Annotated in this window: 14 protein-coding genes; 2 read left to right on the top strand and 12 right to left on the bottom strand. The window is 63.4% G+C overall.

Annotation, left to right across the window (positions count from 1 at the left end):
- Window positions 1-27: 27 nt before the first annotated feature.
- From ABEG21_RS24945 to fliF, 6 genes are all read right to left on the bottom strand, one after another.
- Window positions 28-1719, bottom strand: a complete 1692-nt coding sequence (locus ABEG21_RS24945; RefSeq protein ID WP_347558285.1) for a flagellar hook-length control protein FliK — start codon at window positions 1717-1719, stop codon at window positions 28-30.
- Window positions 1720-1848: 129 nt separating this feature from the next.
- Window positions 1849-2298 carry a flagellar export protein FliJ gene (fliJ, locus tag ABEG21_RS24940; protein WP_347558284.1) on the bottom strand — a complete coding sequence of 150 codons (450 nt, stop codon included), beginning with the start codon at window positions 2296-2298 and terminating at the stop codon, window positions 1849-1851.
- Window positions 2295-3749, bottom strand: coding sequence for a flagellar protein export ATPase FliI (fliI, locus tag ABEG21_RS24935; protein WP_347558283.1), 1455 nt, complete (start codon window positions 3747-3749; stop codon window positions 2295-2297). The genes fliJ and fliI overlap by 4 nt, the downstream gene beginning before the upstream one ends.
- Complete coding sequence (fliH, locus tag ABEG21_RS24930) at window positions 3746-4393, bottom strand: flagellar assembly protein FliH (RefSeq protein WP_347558282.1); 648 nt, start codon at window positions 4391-4393, stop codon at window positions 3746-3748. The genes fliI and fliH overlap by 4 nt, the downstream gene beginning before the upstream one ends.
- Window positions 4386-5381: a flagellar motor switch protein FliG gene (gene fliG, locus ABEG21_RS24925; protein WP_347558281.1), complete on the bottom strand. Its 996-nt coding sequence runs from the start codon at window positions 5379-5381 to the stop codon at window positions 4386-4388. The genes fliH and fliG overlap by 8 nt, the downstream gene beginning before the upstream one ends.
- Window positions 5371-7149 carry a flagellar basal-body MS-ring/collar protein FliF gene (gene fliF, locus ABEG21_RS24920; RefSeq protein ID WP_347558280.1) on the bottom strand — a complete coding sequence of 593 codons (1779 nt, stop codon included), beginning with the start codon at window positions 7147-7149 and terminating at the stop codon, window positions 5371-5373. Before fliF ends, fliG begins: the two co-directional genes overlap by 11 nt.
- Window positions 7150-7654: 505 nt before the next feature.
- Here fliF and fliE point away from each other — a divergent pair.
- Window positions 7655-7984 (top strand): flagellar hook-basal body complex protein FliE, encoded by a 330-nt coding sequence (fliE, locus tag ABEG21_RS24915; RefSeq protein WP_347559095.1) that lies wholly within the window; start codon window positions 7655-7657, stop codon window positions 7982-7984.
- Window positions 7985-8504: 520 nt separating this feature from the next.
- Window positions 8505-8654 (top strand): hypothetical protein, encoded by a 150-nt coding sequence (locus tag ABEG21_RS24910; protein WP_347558279.1) that lies wholly within the window; start codon window positions 8505-8507, stop codon window positions 8652-8654.
- Between the two features lie 128 nt (window positions 8655-8782).
- Here ABEG21_RS24910 and ABEG21_RS24905 read toward each other — a convergent pair whose 3' ends face one another.
- From ABEG21_RS24905 to ABEG21_RS24880, 6 genes are all read right to left on the bottom strand, one after another.
- Complete coding sequence (locus ABEG21_RS24905) at window positions 8783-9154, bottom strand: EscU/YscU/HrcU family type III secretion system export apparatus switch protein (RefSeq protein ID WP_347559094.1); 372 nt, start codon at window positions 9152-9154, stop codon at window positions 8783-8785.
- Between the two features lie 170 nt (window positions 9155-9324).
- The gene (locus ABEG21_RS24900) at window positions 9325-10722 is read right to left on the bottom strand and encodes a flagellar hook-length control protein FliK (RefSeq protein ID WP_347558278.1); all 1398 of its coding nucleotides are present in this window, start codon (window positions 10720-10722) and stop codon (window positions 9325-9327) included.
- 98 nt (window positions 10723-10820) lie between these two features.
- Window positions 10821-11156, bottom strand: a complete 336-nt coding sequence (locus ABEG21_RS24895; RefSeq protein ID WP_347558277.1) for a flagellar protein FliT — start codon at window positions 11154-11156, stop codon at window positions 10821-10823.
- Between the two features lies 1 nt (window position 11157).
- Complete coding sequence (gene fliS / locus ABEG21_RS24890) at window positions 11158-11604, bottom strand: flagellar export chaperone FliS (protein ID WP_347558276.1); 447 nt, start codon at window positions 11602-11604, stop codon at window positions 11158-11160.
- A 285-nt stretch (window positions 11605-11889) separates the two neighbouring features.
- A complete protein-coding gene (gene fliD, locus ABEG21_RS24885) occupies window positions 11890-14151 on the bottom strand; it encodes a flagellar filament capping protein FliD (protein ID WP_347558275.1) in 2262 nt (753 codons plus the stop codon).
- 149 nt (window positions 14152-14300) lie between these two features.
- Window positions 14301-15764 (bottom strand): flagellin, encoded by a 1464-nt coding sequence (locus tag ABEG21_RS24880; RefSeq protein WP_347558274.1) that lies wholly within the window; start codon window positions 15762-15764, stop codon window positions 14301-14303.
- Window positions 15765-16186: the final 422 nt, after the last annotated feature.

Genomic DNA, 16186 nt, shown 5'->3' with positions numbered 1-16186 from the left:
CGCGCGGCGCCCGGTTGAATCGAAAAATCAGGCGAACATGTCGACGCCGGACAAGGTGCCGGTGCTGCGCGGCGTACCGCTCGGCGCGCTTGCCGTATTGCCCCATGCGTTGGCCACGGTACCGCGCGAAGCCCCGCCGATACGGCCTGACTGACCGATGGCCGGGCGTTCGCCACCGCGCTGTCCATTGCTTTGCGCACCGCCGGAGCCGGCATTGGCGAGACTGTTCGCCATCGCCTGTGCATCACCATTGGTCTGCGCGATGTTGGTCTGCAACTGCATGCCGTTCTCGGCGAACCGTTCGCGCAAGGCCGGCATCGCCGCCTCGATCGCTTCACGGACGTGCGCGTGCTGCGAGACGAAGGTCGCTTGCGCATCCGAGCCGACGACGTTCAAGACGACTTGCACCGGACCCAGATCCGGCGGGTTCAGCGTCAATTCGGCGCGCTGTTCGTTGCCTGGACGCGACATCGTCATCACGTTCTGATTGAATGCGTCGGCCCAGCGCGCATCGACGAAGGGCGTATCCAGATTGTGCGGCACGAAGGACGGCGCCTGTTGCGTGGCTGCTTGTTGCTGCGCCTGATTTTGCAGCGGCCCTTGCGGCGTCGGATTGCCGGCCGCCGTCGTCGCTGCCGTCAGCGACGGATCCGGCGTGGTATTGGCTTGCTGCGCGTTCGCCGCGGAGGCATCCGCCGTCATATTTTGAGACATGCCGGCATCGGCACCACCGACTTCGGTACCGCGGCCCGTCAGCGACGCCAGCATTTTATCGTCGCGGGACTTCATGCCATCGTCGATGCCGGCGGGTGCATTCGTGCGCCCGGCCGCGCCGGTGGTATCGCCGGTGCTCGCCGACGCGGCGTTCGTGGCGCCGGCAGCGCTAAAGGCATTGCCGAGCGTGAATTTCCCGGCCGTGTCGCTGTCCGCCGTCGCACCGGTGCCGGTGGCGTTTCCAGGCGCGGCACTCAGGCCGGCGCCGCTTGAGGCATCACTGCCGCCCGCTTGCGCTTGCGCCGATGCATCGGTGGAGGCCAGCGTCGACGCGCCGCCATTGGCGGCGGCGCTCGCATCGCTCGCGGTCGCGCCGTCGGTGGACGTCGCGGCGCTGGCGTCGGTGTTGCTGCCGGCAGCTGCGGCACCGACGCCTCCGGCGATCGCGGTGTCACCGTCCTGCGAAGCGGCATCGCGTGCGCTGGCAGCCGCCGTTCCGGCCTGAGTGCTGTTCTGTTGTTGTGCCGCGGCGCCTGCTGCCGCTGCGGCTTGCGCATTGGCGGCGCTGGTGTCGGCCTGTTGTGCTTGTTGCGCGACGTCCTTTGCCTCGGCCGACTGCGTCTCGGCGCTATCTTGCGCCGCATCGGTCGCGTTGCTGCGCGCCTCGGTCGATTGCTGCGTCTGTTGCTGCGCACTCCGCGCACGGGCTTCCTGCGCCTGCCAGGCCGTGGTGTCGGCGATATGCTGTTGCAACCGTGCATTTTGCGCGGCGGTCTGTTGCGTGGTTTGCGCCTGCCGTGCCGCATCGTTCGCGTGCGCCTGCGTTTCGCGCGCGTCGCGACGGTCCTGATCGGCCGCGCGTTTCTGCGCATCCAGGGCGTCGCGGAAGCGTTCGCCCGACCGTGCGATGGCGCGATCGTCGGACGAATTGACGAGGCTGCTCGGCACTGGCTGGGTGGCCAGCGGCGAGACCATGGACTGCGAGGCGGCGTTATCGGAGCGCATCTGACTTTTCCTTCACTAAACCGGCGAGGTCGGCATCGTGCCTTGTCGTACCGGTCGAACAAGTTCAACCCATCGGCAGGCCGGATGTCCGGCCGCTTCGCGCTTGCGCGCGTTTATCTCATGCTGTACTTAGAAGCCGTGTTGCGCCTCGCGCGCCCGGCGCGCGGCGAATTCATCGGTCATGCGTTGCTCGTACTTGGCAGTGCGTTGTTCCTGCACCTGCCGCGCCCGGGTTTCGAGTGTCTCGAACGAATTCAGCTTCTGTTTCTTTTGCTGCCATTGCATCCGCGCGACGGCAATCTTACGGTCCAGCATCTCGACCTGTACCTGCTGCTGATCGATGGCGGTGCCCAAGGTGCCGAGAAACGCCTGGTAATTGCGCCGTTGTCCCATTGTCATGCCTTCACGCGCCGCCTGGGCCAGTTGCTGCTCGTATTCGGCACGATAGCCGTCGAGGTTCTGGCGCTTGCCGGACATCTCGTCGCGTTGCCGCTGCAGCGTACCCAGCGCCTGCGCCGCGGCATCGACTTCCTGCTGCGCCAGATCGATCAACGTGGTGAAGGGCAGCGCTTGCTTCATGACAGCAAGTGATCCAGTTGCGCAACAGCGTCCGCGTGGTCACACCGCTCGCGCACACGCTGCTGCAGAAATCCTTCCATTCGCGGATACAAGGCGATGGCGCGGTCCAACATCGGATCGCGTCCGCTTTGATAGGCGCCCACGTTGATCAGATCGCGATTGCGCTGGTAGCGCGACAGCATCTGCTTGAATTTTCGGACCTTGTCGAATTCGTCTTCGCCGACCAGGGCGTTCATTACGCGGCTGATCGACTGCTCGATATCGATGGCCGGATAGTGCCCTGATTCGGCCAGCGTCCGCGACAACACGATGTGCCCGTCGAGGATGGCCCGCGCCGAGTCGGCGATCGGGTCCTGCTGATCGTCGCCTTCGGTCAGCACCGTATAGAAGGCCGTGATCGAACCGCCACCGGGCGGCCCGTTGCCAGTCCGTTCCACCAGCGCCGGCAACTTTGCGAATACCGATGCCGGATAGCCCTTGGTGGCCGGTGCCTCGCCGATCGACAGCGCGATTTCACGCTGTGCCATCGCATAGCGCGTGAGCGAGTCCATGATCAGCAACACATCGAGACCCTGATCTCGAAAATACTCGGCCAAGGACGTTGCGTAGGCCGCACCCTGCAGGCGCAGCAGCGGCGAAACATCGGCCGGTGCCGCCACCACGACGGCGCGTGCCAAACCGTCCTCGCCCAGGATCTCTTCGATGAATTCCTTGACTTCGCGGCCCCGTTCGCCGATCAAACCGACGACGATGACCTGCGCGCTCGTGAAGCGCGCCATCATGCCCAGCAGCATCGACTTACCGACACCGGAGCCGGCGAACAGTCCCATCCGCTGGCCACGGCCAACGGTCAGCAGCGAGTTGATCGCGCGCACGCCGACGTCCAGCACTTCATGGATCGGTTCGCGTTGCAGCGGGTTGATCACGTCGCCTGTTAGCGGCGCGGTGGCTTCGTTGTTTAGCGGCCCCTTGTCGTCCAGCACATTGCCGGCCGCATCGACGACGCGACCAAGCATGCCCATGCCGACAGGCAGGCGCTTGGCATTCAACTGGGCGCCGATGACCGGCGCCGATTCCATCGGAAATACGCGCGCGCCCGGCGTCAGGCCGGACATATCGCTGGTCGGCATCAGGAACAGACGGTCGCCCTGGAAACCGACGACTTCGGCCTCCGCGCGCGCACCGGCGCGCATGCCTGGCAGTTCGATCGTGCAGTTCGCGCCGATCGGCAGCCGCAGACCGGTCGCTTCCAGCACGAGGCCGGCCGACCGAACCACCTTGCCGCAGGCGCGCAGCGGCAGCGCTTCGGCGCTGCGCGACTGCGCGGATTCCAGCGACATGCGCCAACGCGTCAAATGGCCTTCGAGATGCGGCGCCGACAATTCCGCCGCGGACGCGGCGAGCGGGGCCTTGGCCAGTGCTTGCGGGGTGGGGAAGGGTGCCGGTTTCATCGACCGTTCTCCGCCCAGGTTTGCTCGCGACCAAGGGAGGCCGCCACGCGCGACCAACGCGTCGCCAGCGTCGCATCGATCTCGCCGCTGACGGCCTTGGCGCGGCAGCCGCCGCGTTCGATACTGGAATCCGCACGGACAGACCAGCCGGCCGCCGCGAGATCGCCTGCCAGATAGGCATCGATCAGCGGTTGATCGGCGGGATTGACCAGGAGCACCGGGGCGCCGACCAGCGGCGGATCCGAACTCAAGACTTCGCGCACGGCGCCGAGCATCGCGGTCGGATCGAGGTCGACCGTCTGGCGCACGACGGTCTTGGCGACTTCGAGCGCCAGCGTCAGCAGCGATTCGGCCATCTGCGCGTCCAGTGCGTCGATCGAGCCGGAGAAGGCCGATACCAGGCCGGCCAATTGCGCGGCATGCGCGCGTGCATCGGCCAGGCCTTGTTCGAAGCCTTCACCGCGACCGGTCTCGAAGCCGGCGCGATGGCCTTCTTCGTGACCGGCCGCATAGCCTTCCAGGCGCGCGGCGGCGCGAGGGGCTTCGAGCGGATCCTCGACCGGTTCCGGCACCGGATCGAACGATGCCATTTCCCAGCGTTGGTACGCGCTCAGACGTTCCTTCGGAATCAGTCCATCAGACATATGCGTCGTCCGCCTTGCCGCCCAGCATGATGGCACCCGAGTCCGCCAGGCGCTTCACGGTTTGCAGAACACGCTTTTGCTCGGTTTCCACGTCCGACACCCGGACCGGGCCACGCGTCTCGAAATCTTCGCGGAACAGGTCCGCCGCCCGTTGCGACATATTGCGCAGGAATTTCTCGCGCAGTTCCGTCGGCGCGCCCTTCAACGCGACGATCAGCGCTTCGGACTCGACTTCCTTCAGGATGGCCTGGATGCCGCGATCGTCGATTTCCATCAGGTTCTCGAACAGGAACATCTGGTCGACGATCTTCTGTGCCAGATCCGCGTCGTACTTCTTCACGTTCTCGATCACCGATTCTTCGTTGACCCCGCCCATGAAGTTCAGGATTTCCGCCGCGGTCTTCGCGCCGCCCAACGGGCTACGCTTGATGTTCTCGCTGCCGGAGAGCAGCTTGGTCAGAACGTCGTTCAACTCGCGCAGCGCTTGCGGCTGAATCCCGTCCAGCGTGGCGATGCGCAGCACGACGTCGTTACGCAGGCGCTCGGTGAAGCATTCCAGTACTTCGGAGGCCTGGTCGCGGTCCAAGTGCACGAGAATGGTGGCGATGATCTGCGGATGCTCGTTGCGGATCAGCTCGGCCACCGCGGCCGAGTCCATCCATTTCAAGCCTTCGATACCGCTGGTGTCGCCGCCTTCGAGGATCCGTTCGATCAGCCCGGCGGCCTTGTCGTTGCCCAGTGCCTTGGTCAGCACGGCGCGAATATAGGAACCCGAGTCGAGGCTCAGGGCGGTGTGCTGTTGTGCGGATTCGACGAAGTCGCCCAGCACCTTGCCGATGTCGTCGCGCGACACCGCTTTGAGCGAGGCCATGGCGGCGCCCAGGCGTTGTACTTCGCGCGGGGCGAGGAAACGGAAGACCTCTGCGGCCTCGTCCTCGCCCAACGACATCAGCAGTACGGCGCTACGTTGAAGTCCTTCAGCGTTCATCGCTTATCCAGCTCTTGACGACGGTTGCCACCACCTTCGGATCGGAGCGCGCGATCTGGCGGGCAAACTCCAAGTCGCGTTCGTATGCATTCACATTGCTGTTCTGATCTATCGCCACGCGGGCGTCCGGACCATCGCCGGTCGTCACGTCGGCGGTCAACGCGCCGCCAGCCGAGGCCGCTCCGGCACCTTCCAGCGCTGCAACAGGCGCCGGCGGCGGTTCCGGACGGAACAGCTTGCGCATCGACGGCCGCAACACACCGAAGAACAGGTACAGCGCAACCAGACCACCCAATCCGTACTTGCCGATCTGCAGGCCCAGGTCGATCATGCCCGGCTGCTTCCACAGCGGTACCGCCGCCGCGGCAGGACTGTCCGAACCATCGAATGCCGCGTTCACAACGTTGACGCTGTCGCCCCGCTTGGCATCGAAACCCATCGCGTCCTTGACCAAGGCCGTCGTTTGCGTGATTTGATCCGCACTGGCCGGCTGCAGCGACTTCACACCCTTCGCGTCGACCTTGCTGACGTAGTTCACGACAACGGCAGCCGACATCCGAATAATACCGCCCATCGCCTGATCTGAATGACGAACCGTCTTGTCCAGTTCGTAATTCGTGGTCGAATCGCGACGTACATTCGTTGGACCAACAGCATTTGCCTGACTCGTCGTCGTGGTTACCGCGCTGGCGCCTTGCGCGGCCGCACCGTTCGGCCCGGCATTAGTGATCGGCGTGGTCGGGTTGGCCGGCGGCTCGTTCGACAGCGCGCCCGGCACGCCGCCATTGCCCGCGCCATTGCTGCCGTCGCTCGACATACTGGTTTGCTGGCTGCGGATCGAGGCATCGGACGCCGGGTTCGGACGGTATGTTTCAGACGTTTGTTCGCTTTGCGAGAAATCGACGTCGGCGCTGACCTGTGCGTGGACATTTCCCGCGCCGTAGATCGGTGCCAGGATCGCTTCGATCCGCTTACGCGCGTCGTCCTGAACCTGTTGCACATATTTCAACTGCCGCCCGTCCAGACCTTGTGACGATTGCGAGCCCGTCAACAGGTTGCCGTTCTGGTCGACGACGGTGATGTTCGCCGTCGGCATGTCCGGCACCGCGCTCGACACCAGGTGGACGATCGCGCTGGTCTGCGCGTCGCTGAGGGCGCGGCCCGGATACAGATTCAGCAGCACCGACGCCGACGGCTTTTGCTGGTCGCGCACGAAGACCGACGCCTTCGGCATCGCCAGATGCACCCGCGCGCTTTGAATCGCGGAGATGGCGCCGATGGTGCGTTCCAGCTCGCCTTCCAAAGAACGCTGATAGTTGACCTGTTCGACGAATTGACTGATGCCGAACTTCTCGTTGTCCATCAGTTCGAAGCCGACCGAGCCGCCTTTCGGCAGGCCTTGCTGTGCCAGGCGCAGACGAACGTCATTGACCGATTCGGACGGGACCAGAATGGCGCCACCGCCTTCGGCGAACTTGTACGGCACCTGCATCTGCTGCAGCGACTGGATGATGGCGCCGCCGTCCCGATCCGACAGATTGCTGAACAGCACGCGGTAGTCCGGGGCGCGCATCCACATATAGAGCGCGGCCAGCATCGCGACCGCGAACGCTGCCGAGATGATCAACGGAATCTTTGGGTTCGCGCGCAGGCGATCGATCAGCGGCTGTTGCACCGGTTGAACGTCGACCATTTGGCCTGGACGCCCTGCGGCGGCCACGGTTTGCGGCAAGGATCCCGCTCCGGCGGCGACGGGCGGCGTGCTCATCGCGCGAAAGCGCCGGTCGATGCCGGGCTGCGGTGGGGGAAGTCAGGATGCAAGGCCATGGATGACGATCGGGTCGAGCACTGCGGGTTCATGGTCCGGGCCGATGACGTTGCCGCTAAACGGCATCATGCGTCCGGAGCCCATACTGGGTCGTTGCCGGTCTTTACGAAGGCGCGCTGGGGATTCCCCTGGCGCCTGACGGACCGATTTCGACATGGGGCAGATTATGGCGGGGGGGCGCAAGCGTCTATCAGTCGATAAGCGGGGGTTTTTGGTCTCAATTGTCCGATTCGAGCGGTGTAGGGGGCAGGTAAGATGCCGGTCATTGGTGGAAAAGGCGTTGCGGAACGATTCCGCGGGGCTGCCACCCGACCGGGCCAGCGGCGCTGCCCCGGGTGACGAAACAGGGAGCAAGGCGATGGCGGCACCACTGACGGGACTGAACGGCGTGACAGGCGGCCTGTATGGCAGCAGCGGCGTGGGCGGCGCGCGCGGTGGGGCGGCAATGGCCGATCAGCTCGGCCAACTGCGCGCGATGGCGAATCAGGCGGCCGGCAAGGTATCGCTGGACGGCGCGTCGGCGGTAGAAGGCGGTGCCCCCTCGGTCGATGGTGGCAGTTTTGCAACAGCGTTGCAGTCGGCGCTCCAGAAGGTCAGCACGGATCAGACCAAATCGGTGAATCAGGCGCACGCCTTCGAGACCGGTGCCACGGACGCCAGCCTGAGCGACGTGATGATCGATATGCAAAAAGCCAACATCCAGTTCCAGGAAGCGGTGCAGGTGCGCAACAAGCTCGTGGCCGCGTATAACGACGTCATGCAGATGCAGGTATAAAGCGCGCCGGTCCGGATTGCGCGACGTCTCAAATTTGAGACGGGCGACAGACCGCCGACGTCTGTGCCGCAATGGCCGCCACCGAGCCGCTACGCATGCTCAGGGCAATAGACCGACCGGGTGAAGACTTTGTACGATGAGGGTGATGTTCCGAGTGCAGGTTGCTGCGAGCCTGCCGGATCCCCTCGCTGAAGGCGGTGTCTGCCGACGGCCGTTGCAGGAGTCTTACTATGGAAACCCAGCGTGCCCATGTCGACGTTTTTACGATGACCTCTTCAACGACTTCGGCCCGGACAGCCCAACCCCGTTAGCGGTCGCCGAGCGGGTGACGCGTGGCGGCGGTTTAGTCGATGCCTCACGCGTCCTTACCGAAATCACGCCGTCCACGGCATCGACGCCATCGACGCCGCGGCTCGAGCCCACGCTGTTCTGGCGCGGCGTCCAACACGATCTCCACCCCATGGTCGATGCACCTCGGATAACGGCGAAGCTGTAGACCTCGCCGTCGTAGGAGTTGGCTATGCACAATATGGGTCTGAGCCCGGATACGGTGTGGGAAGTCGATAGGCTCGCCGTCGCGAAGGATGTCGATCTTTTTCGTGTCGAGAAACTGGCGTGGTCACGGCTGGACGACAGCGATGCGGAAGTGCTGCGGACGCCTTTTCTATGAATATGCCCGTACGAATCCAATGGGCAGGCCGCAGCGGTGGTCCGAGTGGTTGATGGAACCAACAGTCGTTTGACGCTGAGGCATGCGGCGCGGCGACATACCGATGGAGGCCCTTTCCCGCACTGCCTTCAATGACCTTCCGGGGCGAATCGCTTTCCGAGATGCGCCGGCAGCGACTTTTTATCCGCCGCGCCGGTAGCGGCTTCCAGGCGATAGAGCCAGGACAGCAGCTCGGCGATCGCCTGATAGAGCGCGGGCGGGATTTCCCGATCCAGGGCCACGTTCATCAGCATCGACACCATTTCCGGTGCTTGATGGACGTAGAGCCCTTCGGCACGCGCGCGGGCAATGATCGTATCGGCGATCAGGCCATAGCCCTTGGCAACGACGCGTGGCGCGCCATTGCCGCCGCGGTCGTACGACAGCGCGACGGCGCTTCGGCGCGGGTCCGGCCCGTCCTCGGCGGCGACATAGGTGGGTCCGCCCGCACCGGGCGGCAGGCCGCTGGGGCCGTATTCGCTCGGGCTCGCTACCGACTGGCTCGGCGCAGGGCGACCCGGACGGGTCGTCTCGCTGCGGACTTGATAATCGGTATCGATGGCTTCCGACGGCCGTTTGACCGGCTGCGGCTCGGCACTGCCATCGGCCGTCCAGGGATTGTGCGGATCGTTCATGACGCGATTCCCGCCTGGTGATCGCCGCTCATGCCGCCGCCGGCCTCGGGCGACGCATTGCGCTCACGCACGGCGAACCCCTTCAGCTCCAGGCCCGTGTTGGCAATGCGTTCGCGGAAGTGGTCGCTGTCGTGTAGCAGCGCGGCGGCACATTCGGGCGCCGCTTTCAGGCGCGTGATCAGCCGGTCGCCCACTAATTGCAGTTCGGCGTCGACCTGACCGAGTTGCGGCAGATCCAAGGTGATATGCATCCGCCATGACGGCTCGGCTGGTCCGTCGGGCGCGGACGGCCCGTTTTGCTCTTCGCGTCGCTCGATTTCCCATGCCATCTGCGTGCCCGGCCAAGCCTCGCCGGTCCAACGCAGTGTCGGATTCTGCAACAACTCCATTTGCTGCCGAACGGTCGGCAAGGCGTCCGGATGCACAGCATGCGCCAGCGAATTCGGCATGCCGTTTGCATCGAGCGCATTGGGATCGAGCCCCGCAGCCGAGAAATGCGTCGCGGCACCGTTGCCCGGATTCGCTTGTCCGGCTGCCGCGCTCGATGCGTTCGCATGGCTGGAAAACGGTGACAAATGCGACAGCGCCTCAAGCAGCGGCGACGCCATGTTCGCCAGGCCGCCTTGCGTATGCGCCGTATTGCCGCCGTTTGCACCGGGCTGGCCGTCGCCGGCACTATTTTGAGACGCACCGTTGCCGTGCGCATTGGCGCTGTTGCCGCTCAAAGTGTTCTGCAACACATCGGCGACGCGCGAAAACCAATCGCCTGCCGGCGCCGGCGTGCTGCCTGCCAGCGCACCGGCATTCGATTGGAATGCCGTCAGGGCGTTGGCGATCAGCTCGTCGTGCGCGGGCAGCGCCTCCTGTGGCGCTTGCGCACCGGTGTTCGGCATCGGTGCGAGCCGTGCCTGGGGCTCGCGTTCGAGCGACGCCAACGGCCGCTGGCCGCTGGCCCATTGGGCGAGATGCGATTCGTAGAAGAGCCCGCTATTTTCGAGCGACTGGACCAGCGCCTTGGCCAGCAAGGACGTGAAATGATTGCCGACGTTAGGGGCGTCGCCTGCCTGTCCGGTATTGCTCGTGGGCGGTACCGGGCACAGCGGCTTATCGGACAGGATCAGCGGTTCTTCGCTGGGGAGGCGGGCGAGGGCGTCCAGGACGCGCGCATCGCTACTGACGGTGGCATAGGTCGAGGTCACCGCAGCGGGGGAAGGCGGCAGGCGCACGCCGGCTTGCAGATTCGGGCTGCCCGCTGCCACGCCGGTTTGCTGCTGAGCGACCGAGCCGGTGCCGGGCCCCGAGGCTCTTGCCCCCATTCCGCCGGTAGCGCCGGTCACCATCGTGTCGACGCGAAGCGGGACCGGGTTTTGTCCGATACGATCGAGCGCGTTCATGATTGGGTTCACCGGCGCCATCGTGGCGCGTTTCAAACGGGAGACCGGAGGTCCGGGGGCATCCCGCTAAACGTTGAAACAAACAGCTGCGCCGCCTCTCATTCCGCCATGCGGCCGTAGGCGCCTTGCAGCGCACGGGCCTGGCGGCCACTGGCCAGCAACGCCGACAGGCGCGCGAGCCGCGGTTCGAGACGGGCGCGGATGCGCGCATCGTCATCAAGGATACGTCGAATCAGATCGAACTTGCGCGCGCGCTGCTGGGCATCCAGCGGGGCCTGCGCATCGCTCGATTCCAACAAATCGACCAGCCGCGAGTATTCTTCCTGCATCGTCAGCAGGTCATCCCAATTTTCCGAGGACGCCGCGTCGCGCATTTCGCGCGTGACGCGGGCGATTTCCTCGTAATGCTCGATCAACTGGTCGAAACCACGCATCTCACACTCCTACGGCCTCTGCGACCGCCTGTCCGTTCATCTGCGCTACCGGCATCCCGTCCATCGGTGCCTTGCGCCAAGCCTCTTCAAGCGCCGCCAGCATCTGATCCACTTCCAGCAGCAACGATTCGTTATTCTGGAGATTCGCTTGCGTCAGCCGGGACAGCATCGCGTCGTAATGCCCCGCGAGCCGAACCGCCAATGCGCCACCACGATCCATGTCCAAGCCGTCCTTCAAGCCGCCGCCGATGATCTTGACGGCCTTGCTGATCGCTTCGCCTTTTTCCGCCATCCGACCCGCGCGAATATGCAGGCGGGCCTGGACGATGGCTGCACGGCTGGCTTCGAACATCATCACCGCCAAACGCTGCGGGCTGGCACCGAAGATCCCGGTCTGCGCACCCACGCGGGCATAAGCATTGGCACCGAACTGGCTCGTGGAAAACATGTTGCGTCTCTCCTTCAGAAACCTGACTGTCTGAAACTGGCTCTGCGGCTCGGGATTTCGGCGAGGATGCGCGCTAAATGCACGCCGTTTCGCTTTGTTTCCTTCGTTGCCGCCTACATTTAGGTAAACGGCCAACAGCGCCGCGACTTTACCCCTGTTTTGCAGCCGGTTTCAGTTTCAGGCACATTTTCTGTACCCGGCCCGGATTCCGATGGGTCCTGCCTTTACCGCTTTCCTGCCGACTACATTTACTGCCTCGCCACTGGCGCCGCGTTGCCGCCGCGCTTAGTGACTGCTGGTCCAGTTGAACTGGGCGTTCAGCATGTCCGACGCGGTTTTCATCTTTACCGACAACTGATTCAGCTTCGAAAACTGTTGCTGGTAGTTCGATTGGACATCGTCCAGGTGCGACTGAAACTTCGTGATCTGCTTGTCGATTCCGGACACGCGACTGTCGAGTGCCTTCGTCGCCGTCGACAACGATCCGGTCATGCTCGTCACGTCGTCGACAAAGCTATTCAAGCGCGCGGCGAAGCCTACCGAATACGACACGGAACCCCGTGCGCCATGCCCCGAGCCTTGCACCTGCAGCGCGACGCCGTCGATCGGCGTACCGGCCTGACCGGTCAGCGTCTGACCGCTGCCGGTGGCCTTGAAGCCGCCGACGGTCCCGGCGACATCCTTGCCGGGCGTGCCCTTGACGGCTTCCTTGCCAAACAAGGCCACCGTGCCATTGCCGCTGATCGCGACATTGGAACTTTTGCCATAATTCGTCGAGGTCACCGTCAGCTTGCCGTCGTCGTCCGCATTGACATTGACGCTGGCGCCGCTGGCGGTAAAGGCCGAATTTTCGTTGATCGCTTTCTGTAACGCGCTGGCCAGATCCTTCGGCGTCGCGTAAACACCCTTGGCCAGCGTCACGTTCTGCGCGCTGCCGTTGACGGTGACCGTCAGATCGAGCGCGGCCTTCGAGGCAGCGTTGAGATCGGCTTTCGCTTCCCCCTTCGCTTCGCCTTGCGTGGCCGGCTGCGTGATGATGACGTCATACTTTCCGGCCTGCGCCTTGGTACCGGCAACGAGGAAGTTGACGCCGCTATCCGAGGTCGTGCCATTGGTCGCGAACAGGGAAGCGAAGGCCGGCAAATTCTTGCTCAGCGCATCTTTCAACTTCTGCTGATTCAGCGCAAGCGTGCCATCGGCATTGAACGTGATGCCGACATCGGCCATCGTGTTGTAGCCGTTGCCACCCTCCAGCGAGCTGGAGACCATCCGTTGTAGCGACCCTTTGATGTTCGACGCGGTCGAGTCGCCGAGCAAGGGGCCGTTCTTCGACGCATCCGTCGAATCGTAATTGGTCAAACTCGATACGGAGCCGATCAGCGCGTTGTAGCCGTCGACGAAATTCCCGATATTCGTTTCGATCGCGCTGGTGTCGTTGCTGACCGACAAGGTGGTTTTGCCGGTATTCGCCAAACGCATCGTGAAGCCGTTCAACGCACCGCTGACCTTGTTGGTCGGGCTCGTCAGCGAAATGCCATTGACCGACAACTTGGCATCCTGCGCGGTCGTCGATTGCGTCATCGCCTGCGCATCGGTCTTCGTCGGATCGAACGACAGCAGCTTGCCGACGGCGTCGTCGCCGCTCGACGTGATCTGCATGGCTTGCGCCGCGCCGGTCTTGTCGTTGCTCAGCACGAGCCGGTAAGGGTTGTCCGCGCCGTCGTTGACGATCGATGCGGTTACACCCATCCGTGCATTGTTGATCGCGTCGCGAATCCCGCCCAGCGTATTGTTGCCGGCGTTGATCGTGATCGTTTTCGAGGAGCCCGTCGACTGCGTGAAGGTCGTGCCGTCGCCGTAATGGCCGGATGCATCGGGCGTACCGCCGCTGGTCGTCGGCGCCGCGCTATCGTCGGCGTCGTCGCTGGCTTTGTCGGTCCCGCCGATCGTCCCGAAATTGAACGTCAGCGTTGTCGGCGTTCCCGAGCCGATCGCCGAGTTGACGCTGGCCTGGCCGCCGGTGACCAGCGTCTGGGCCTGTGCCAACTGGGAGACATCGACGTTATAGTTGCCGGGTTGCGCGCCGGTGAAGACATCGGCTTCGGCAACGTTCTTGTCCGAAGACGTCGAATTCAGCGTCTTGAAATTAGCCGCCAACGTCAGATTGCCGAGCGAGGACTGGAACGTCGTCAGCGAATTCTTCAGTTGTGCGAAGGCCGATAATTCGGTCTTCACACCATCCTGCTGGCGATGATATTGCGAGAGGGGAATGCTCGCGACCTGCATCAGGCCGGTCAGCAACGACGACAAAGACAACGATGTGCCCACGCCGAGCGTCGAGATGACCGCGGACGCATCGCGTTTTTCGTTGTTGGTGTTATTGGAGGACGAGTTGGTGTTGTTGCCGTTTCCATTGTTGGCATTGGAAGCGGACACACCGTTCCCGGAGGCGTTCGCGCCTCCGGTGTTGCCGCTAGCTCTCGCCGAATTCGCCGCACTCGACGTACTGCTCATCGTCGAGGTATTGGCGTTGGAAATGGTTACCATTGCTCAATCCGCCGCCTCACCGTTTCGCGACAAGAGAGGGCGCCGACACTGCGGCCCATTCCTGTCGTCAAACGGCATTTGCGTTTCCACCTTAGACGACGCGGCGCCCGATATCGGGCGCCGCGTCGTCGCTTACCGCTGGACCCTGATTAGCCCGTCACGAGCTTCAGGATTTCCTGCGGGATTTGGTTGGCCTTGCTGACCATCGACACGCCTGCTTGTTGCAGCACGTCAGCGGTCGACAGCGTGGAGGCCACCGAGGAGTAATCCGCATCGGTGATCGTCGATTGCGCCGACTTCACGTTTTGCGTCACCGAGTTCAAGTTCGAGATCGTCGAGTCGAATCGGTTTTGGATTGCGCCCACGCTACCTTGCAGCGTCGACACCGTCGACAGTGCCGAGTCCAGCGATTGCAGTGCCTTCACAGCGCCGTCGGCCGTCGACAGGTCCAGCTTAGCCAGCGTGTTCGAGCCCAGACCGATCTTCGACGCGCCGCCGTCGATCGATGCCGCACCCGTACCGCCCAGGTTGATTTCGCTCGAAGCCGACAGCGACACCGTGCCTTGCAGCGCTTCACCGAGGTGACGGCCATTGCCGCTGTGCTCGTTGATGACGTCCTTGCCGCCGGTTTGCGAGACGGTGATGTTACGGCCGTCGGTTGCAGTCATCTGCAGCGTGCCATCCTTGTTCAGCGAAGCCGATACACCCGTTTGGCCCGACACCGAGTTGATCTGGCTGACCAGATCGCCCGAGGACAGACGGTTGTCGTTGGCGGTACCGAACGTGTAGCCCGAATCGCCGAACACCTTCACGCCGTTCACGGTCATGTTGATCGTGTCGCCGGCGCTGCCCTTCAGCGCGCCGTTGGCTTCGCCGTTCAGCTTGAACATTTGCGTGTTCGTTGCCGTTGCGGTCAGACCCGAAATGTTCGCGCCGTTGATCGCGGTGACAGCAGCGAATGCGCTGTTTGCGTCTTGACCGGCTTGGTCGCCGCCCACTGCCGAACCCACTTCGTACGTACGACCTTGACCGACTTGCACCGTCAGCGTCTTGCCTGCCAGGCCTTGACCCGTGATGTTGTTCGTCGCTGCGGCGGTTTGACCGATTTGCGAGGTCTTCACGCCTTGGTTCAGGTTGACCGTCGACGTTTGGCCAGCGTTCGCGCCGGTTTGGAACACGGCGGTACCGAAGCTACCATCCAGTAGCGTTTGGCCGTTGTACTGCGTCTGCGTTGCAACCGTGTTGACCTGCGTCAGCAGCTGTTGTGCTTGCTGGTTCAGCGATGCACGGTCCGAAGCCGAGTACGTCGAGTTGGCGGACTGCACAGCCAGCGTACGAACTTGTTGCAGGTTCGACGTGATCTGCGACAATGCCGAGTCAGCCGTTTGTGCCAGTGCGATACCGTCGTTCGAGTTGGCGATAGCTTGCGTGCTACCGTTGATCTGCGACTGCATCCGACCCGAAATGGCCAGGCCTGCGGAGTTGTCTGCGGCGGTCGCTACCTTCTTGCCCGAAGACAATTGGTTGATCGCGTGGGAGTACGTCGACGAAGCCTTGTTCAGGTTCGTTTGTGCAACCATCGAGGCCGAGTTGCTGCTGATGATCTGGGGCATGAGAGGCTCCTAATAATTCCGAAATTTGGACCGTTGGGCGGGTTTGCCGCATCCGGGTAGGCAGTACCGGTAATCGTTGTTTTGCCGATCAGCGCCGCCGTTGTATTGGTTATCGGACCCCATTTGGAAAGCTTGAGGGTTGCGGCGCAATTTTCTTGACATTCCTGCACGCCCCATCCCGCCTGACCTGCAAACGACTGTTTAATCCGGTACGACTATCCGGGTCCAGCGAACCCGCTTGTTCCTGCCAAATTGGCCGCCCACCCTCTGGTCGCTTCAAGGTGCCATCGCGCACACCGTGCGACGCAGGAGCACATCGGCCAACGATCACGCATCTGTGCCGTCACTGCCGAATCATACCGACGCGCCTGTAAGGCAATAGCGGGAATAACGGGGGAAGTTCACCCTAATTGCGATGATGC

The sequence above is a fragment of the Robbsia sp. KACC 23696 genome (assembly GCF_039852015.1).
Classification (GTDB): domain Bacteria; phylum Pseudomonadota; class Gammaproteobacteria; order Burkholderiales; family Burkholderiaceae; genus Robbsia.
The sequence above is the reverse complement of the archived record's forward strand: the minus strand, read 5'-3'. Positions and strand labels throughout refer to the sequence as shown.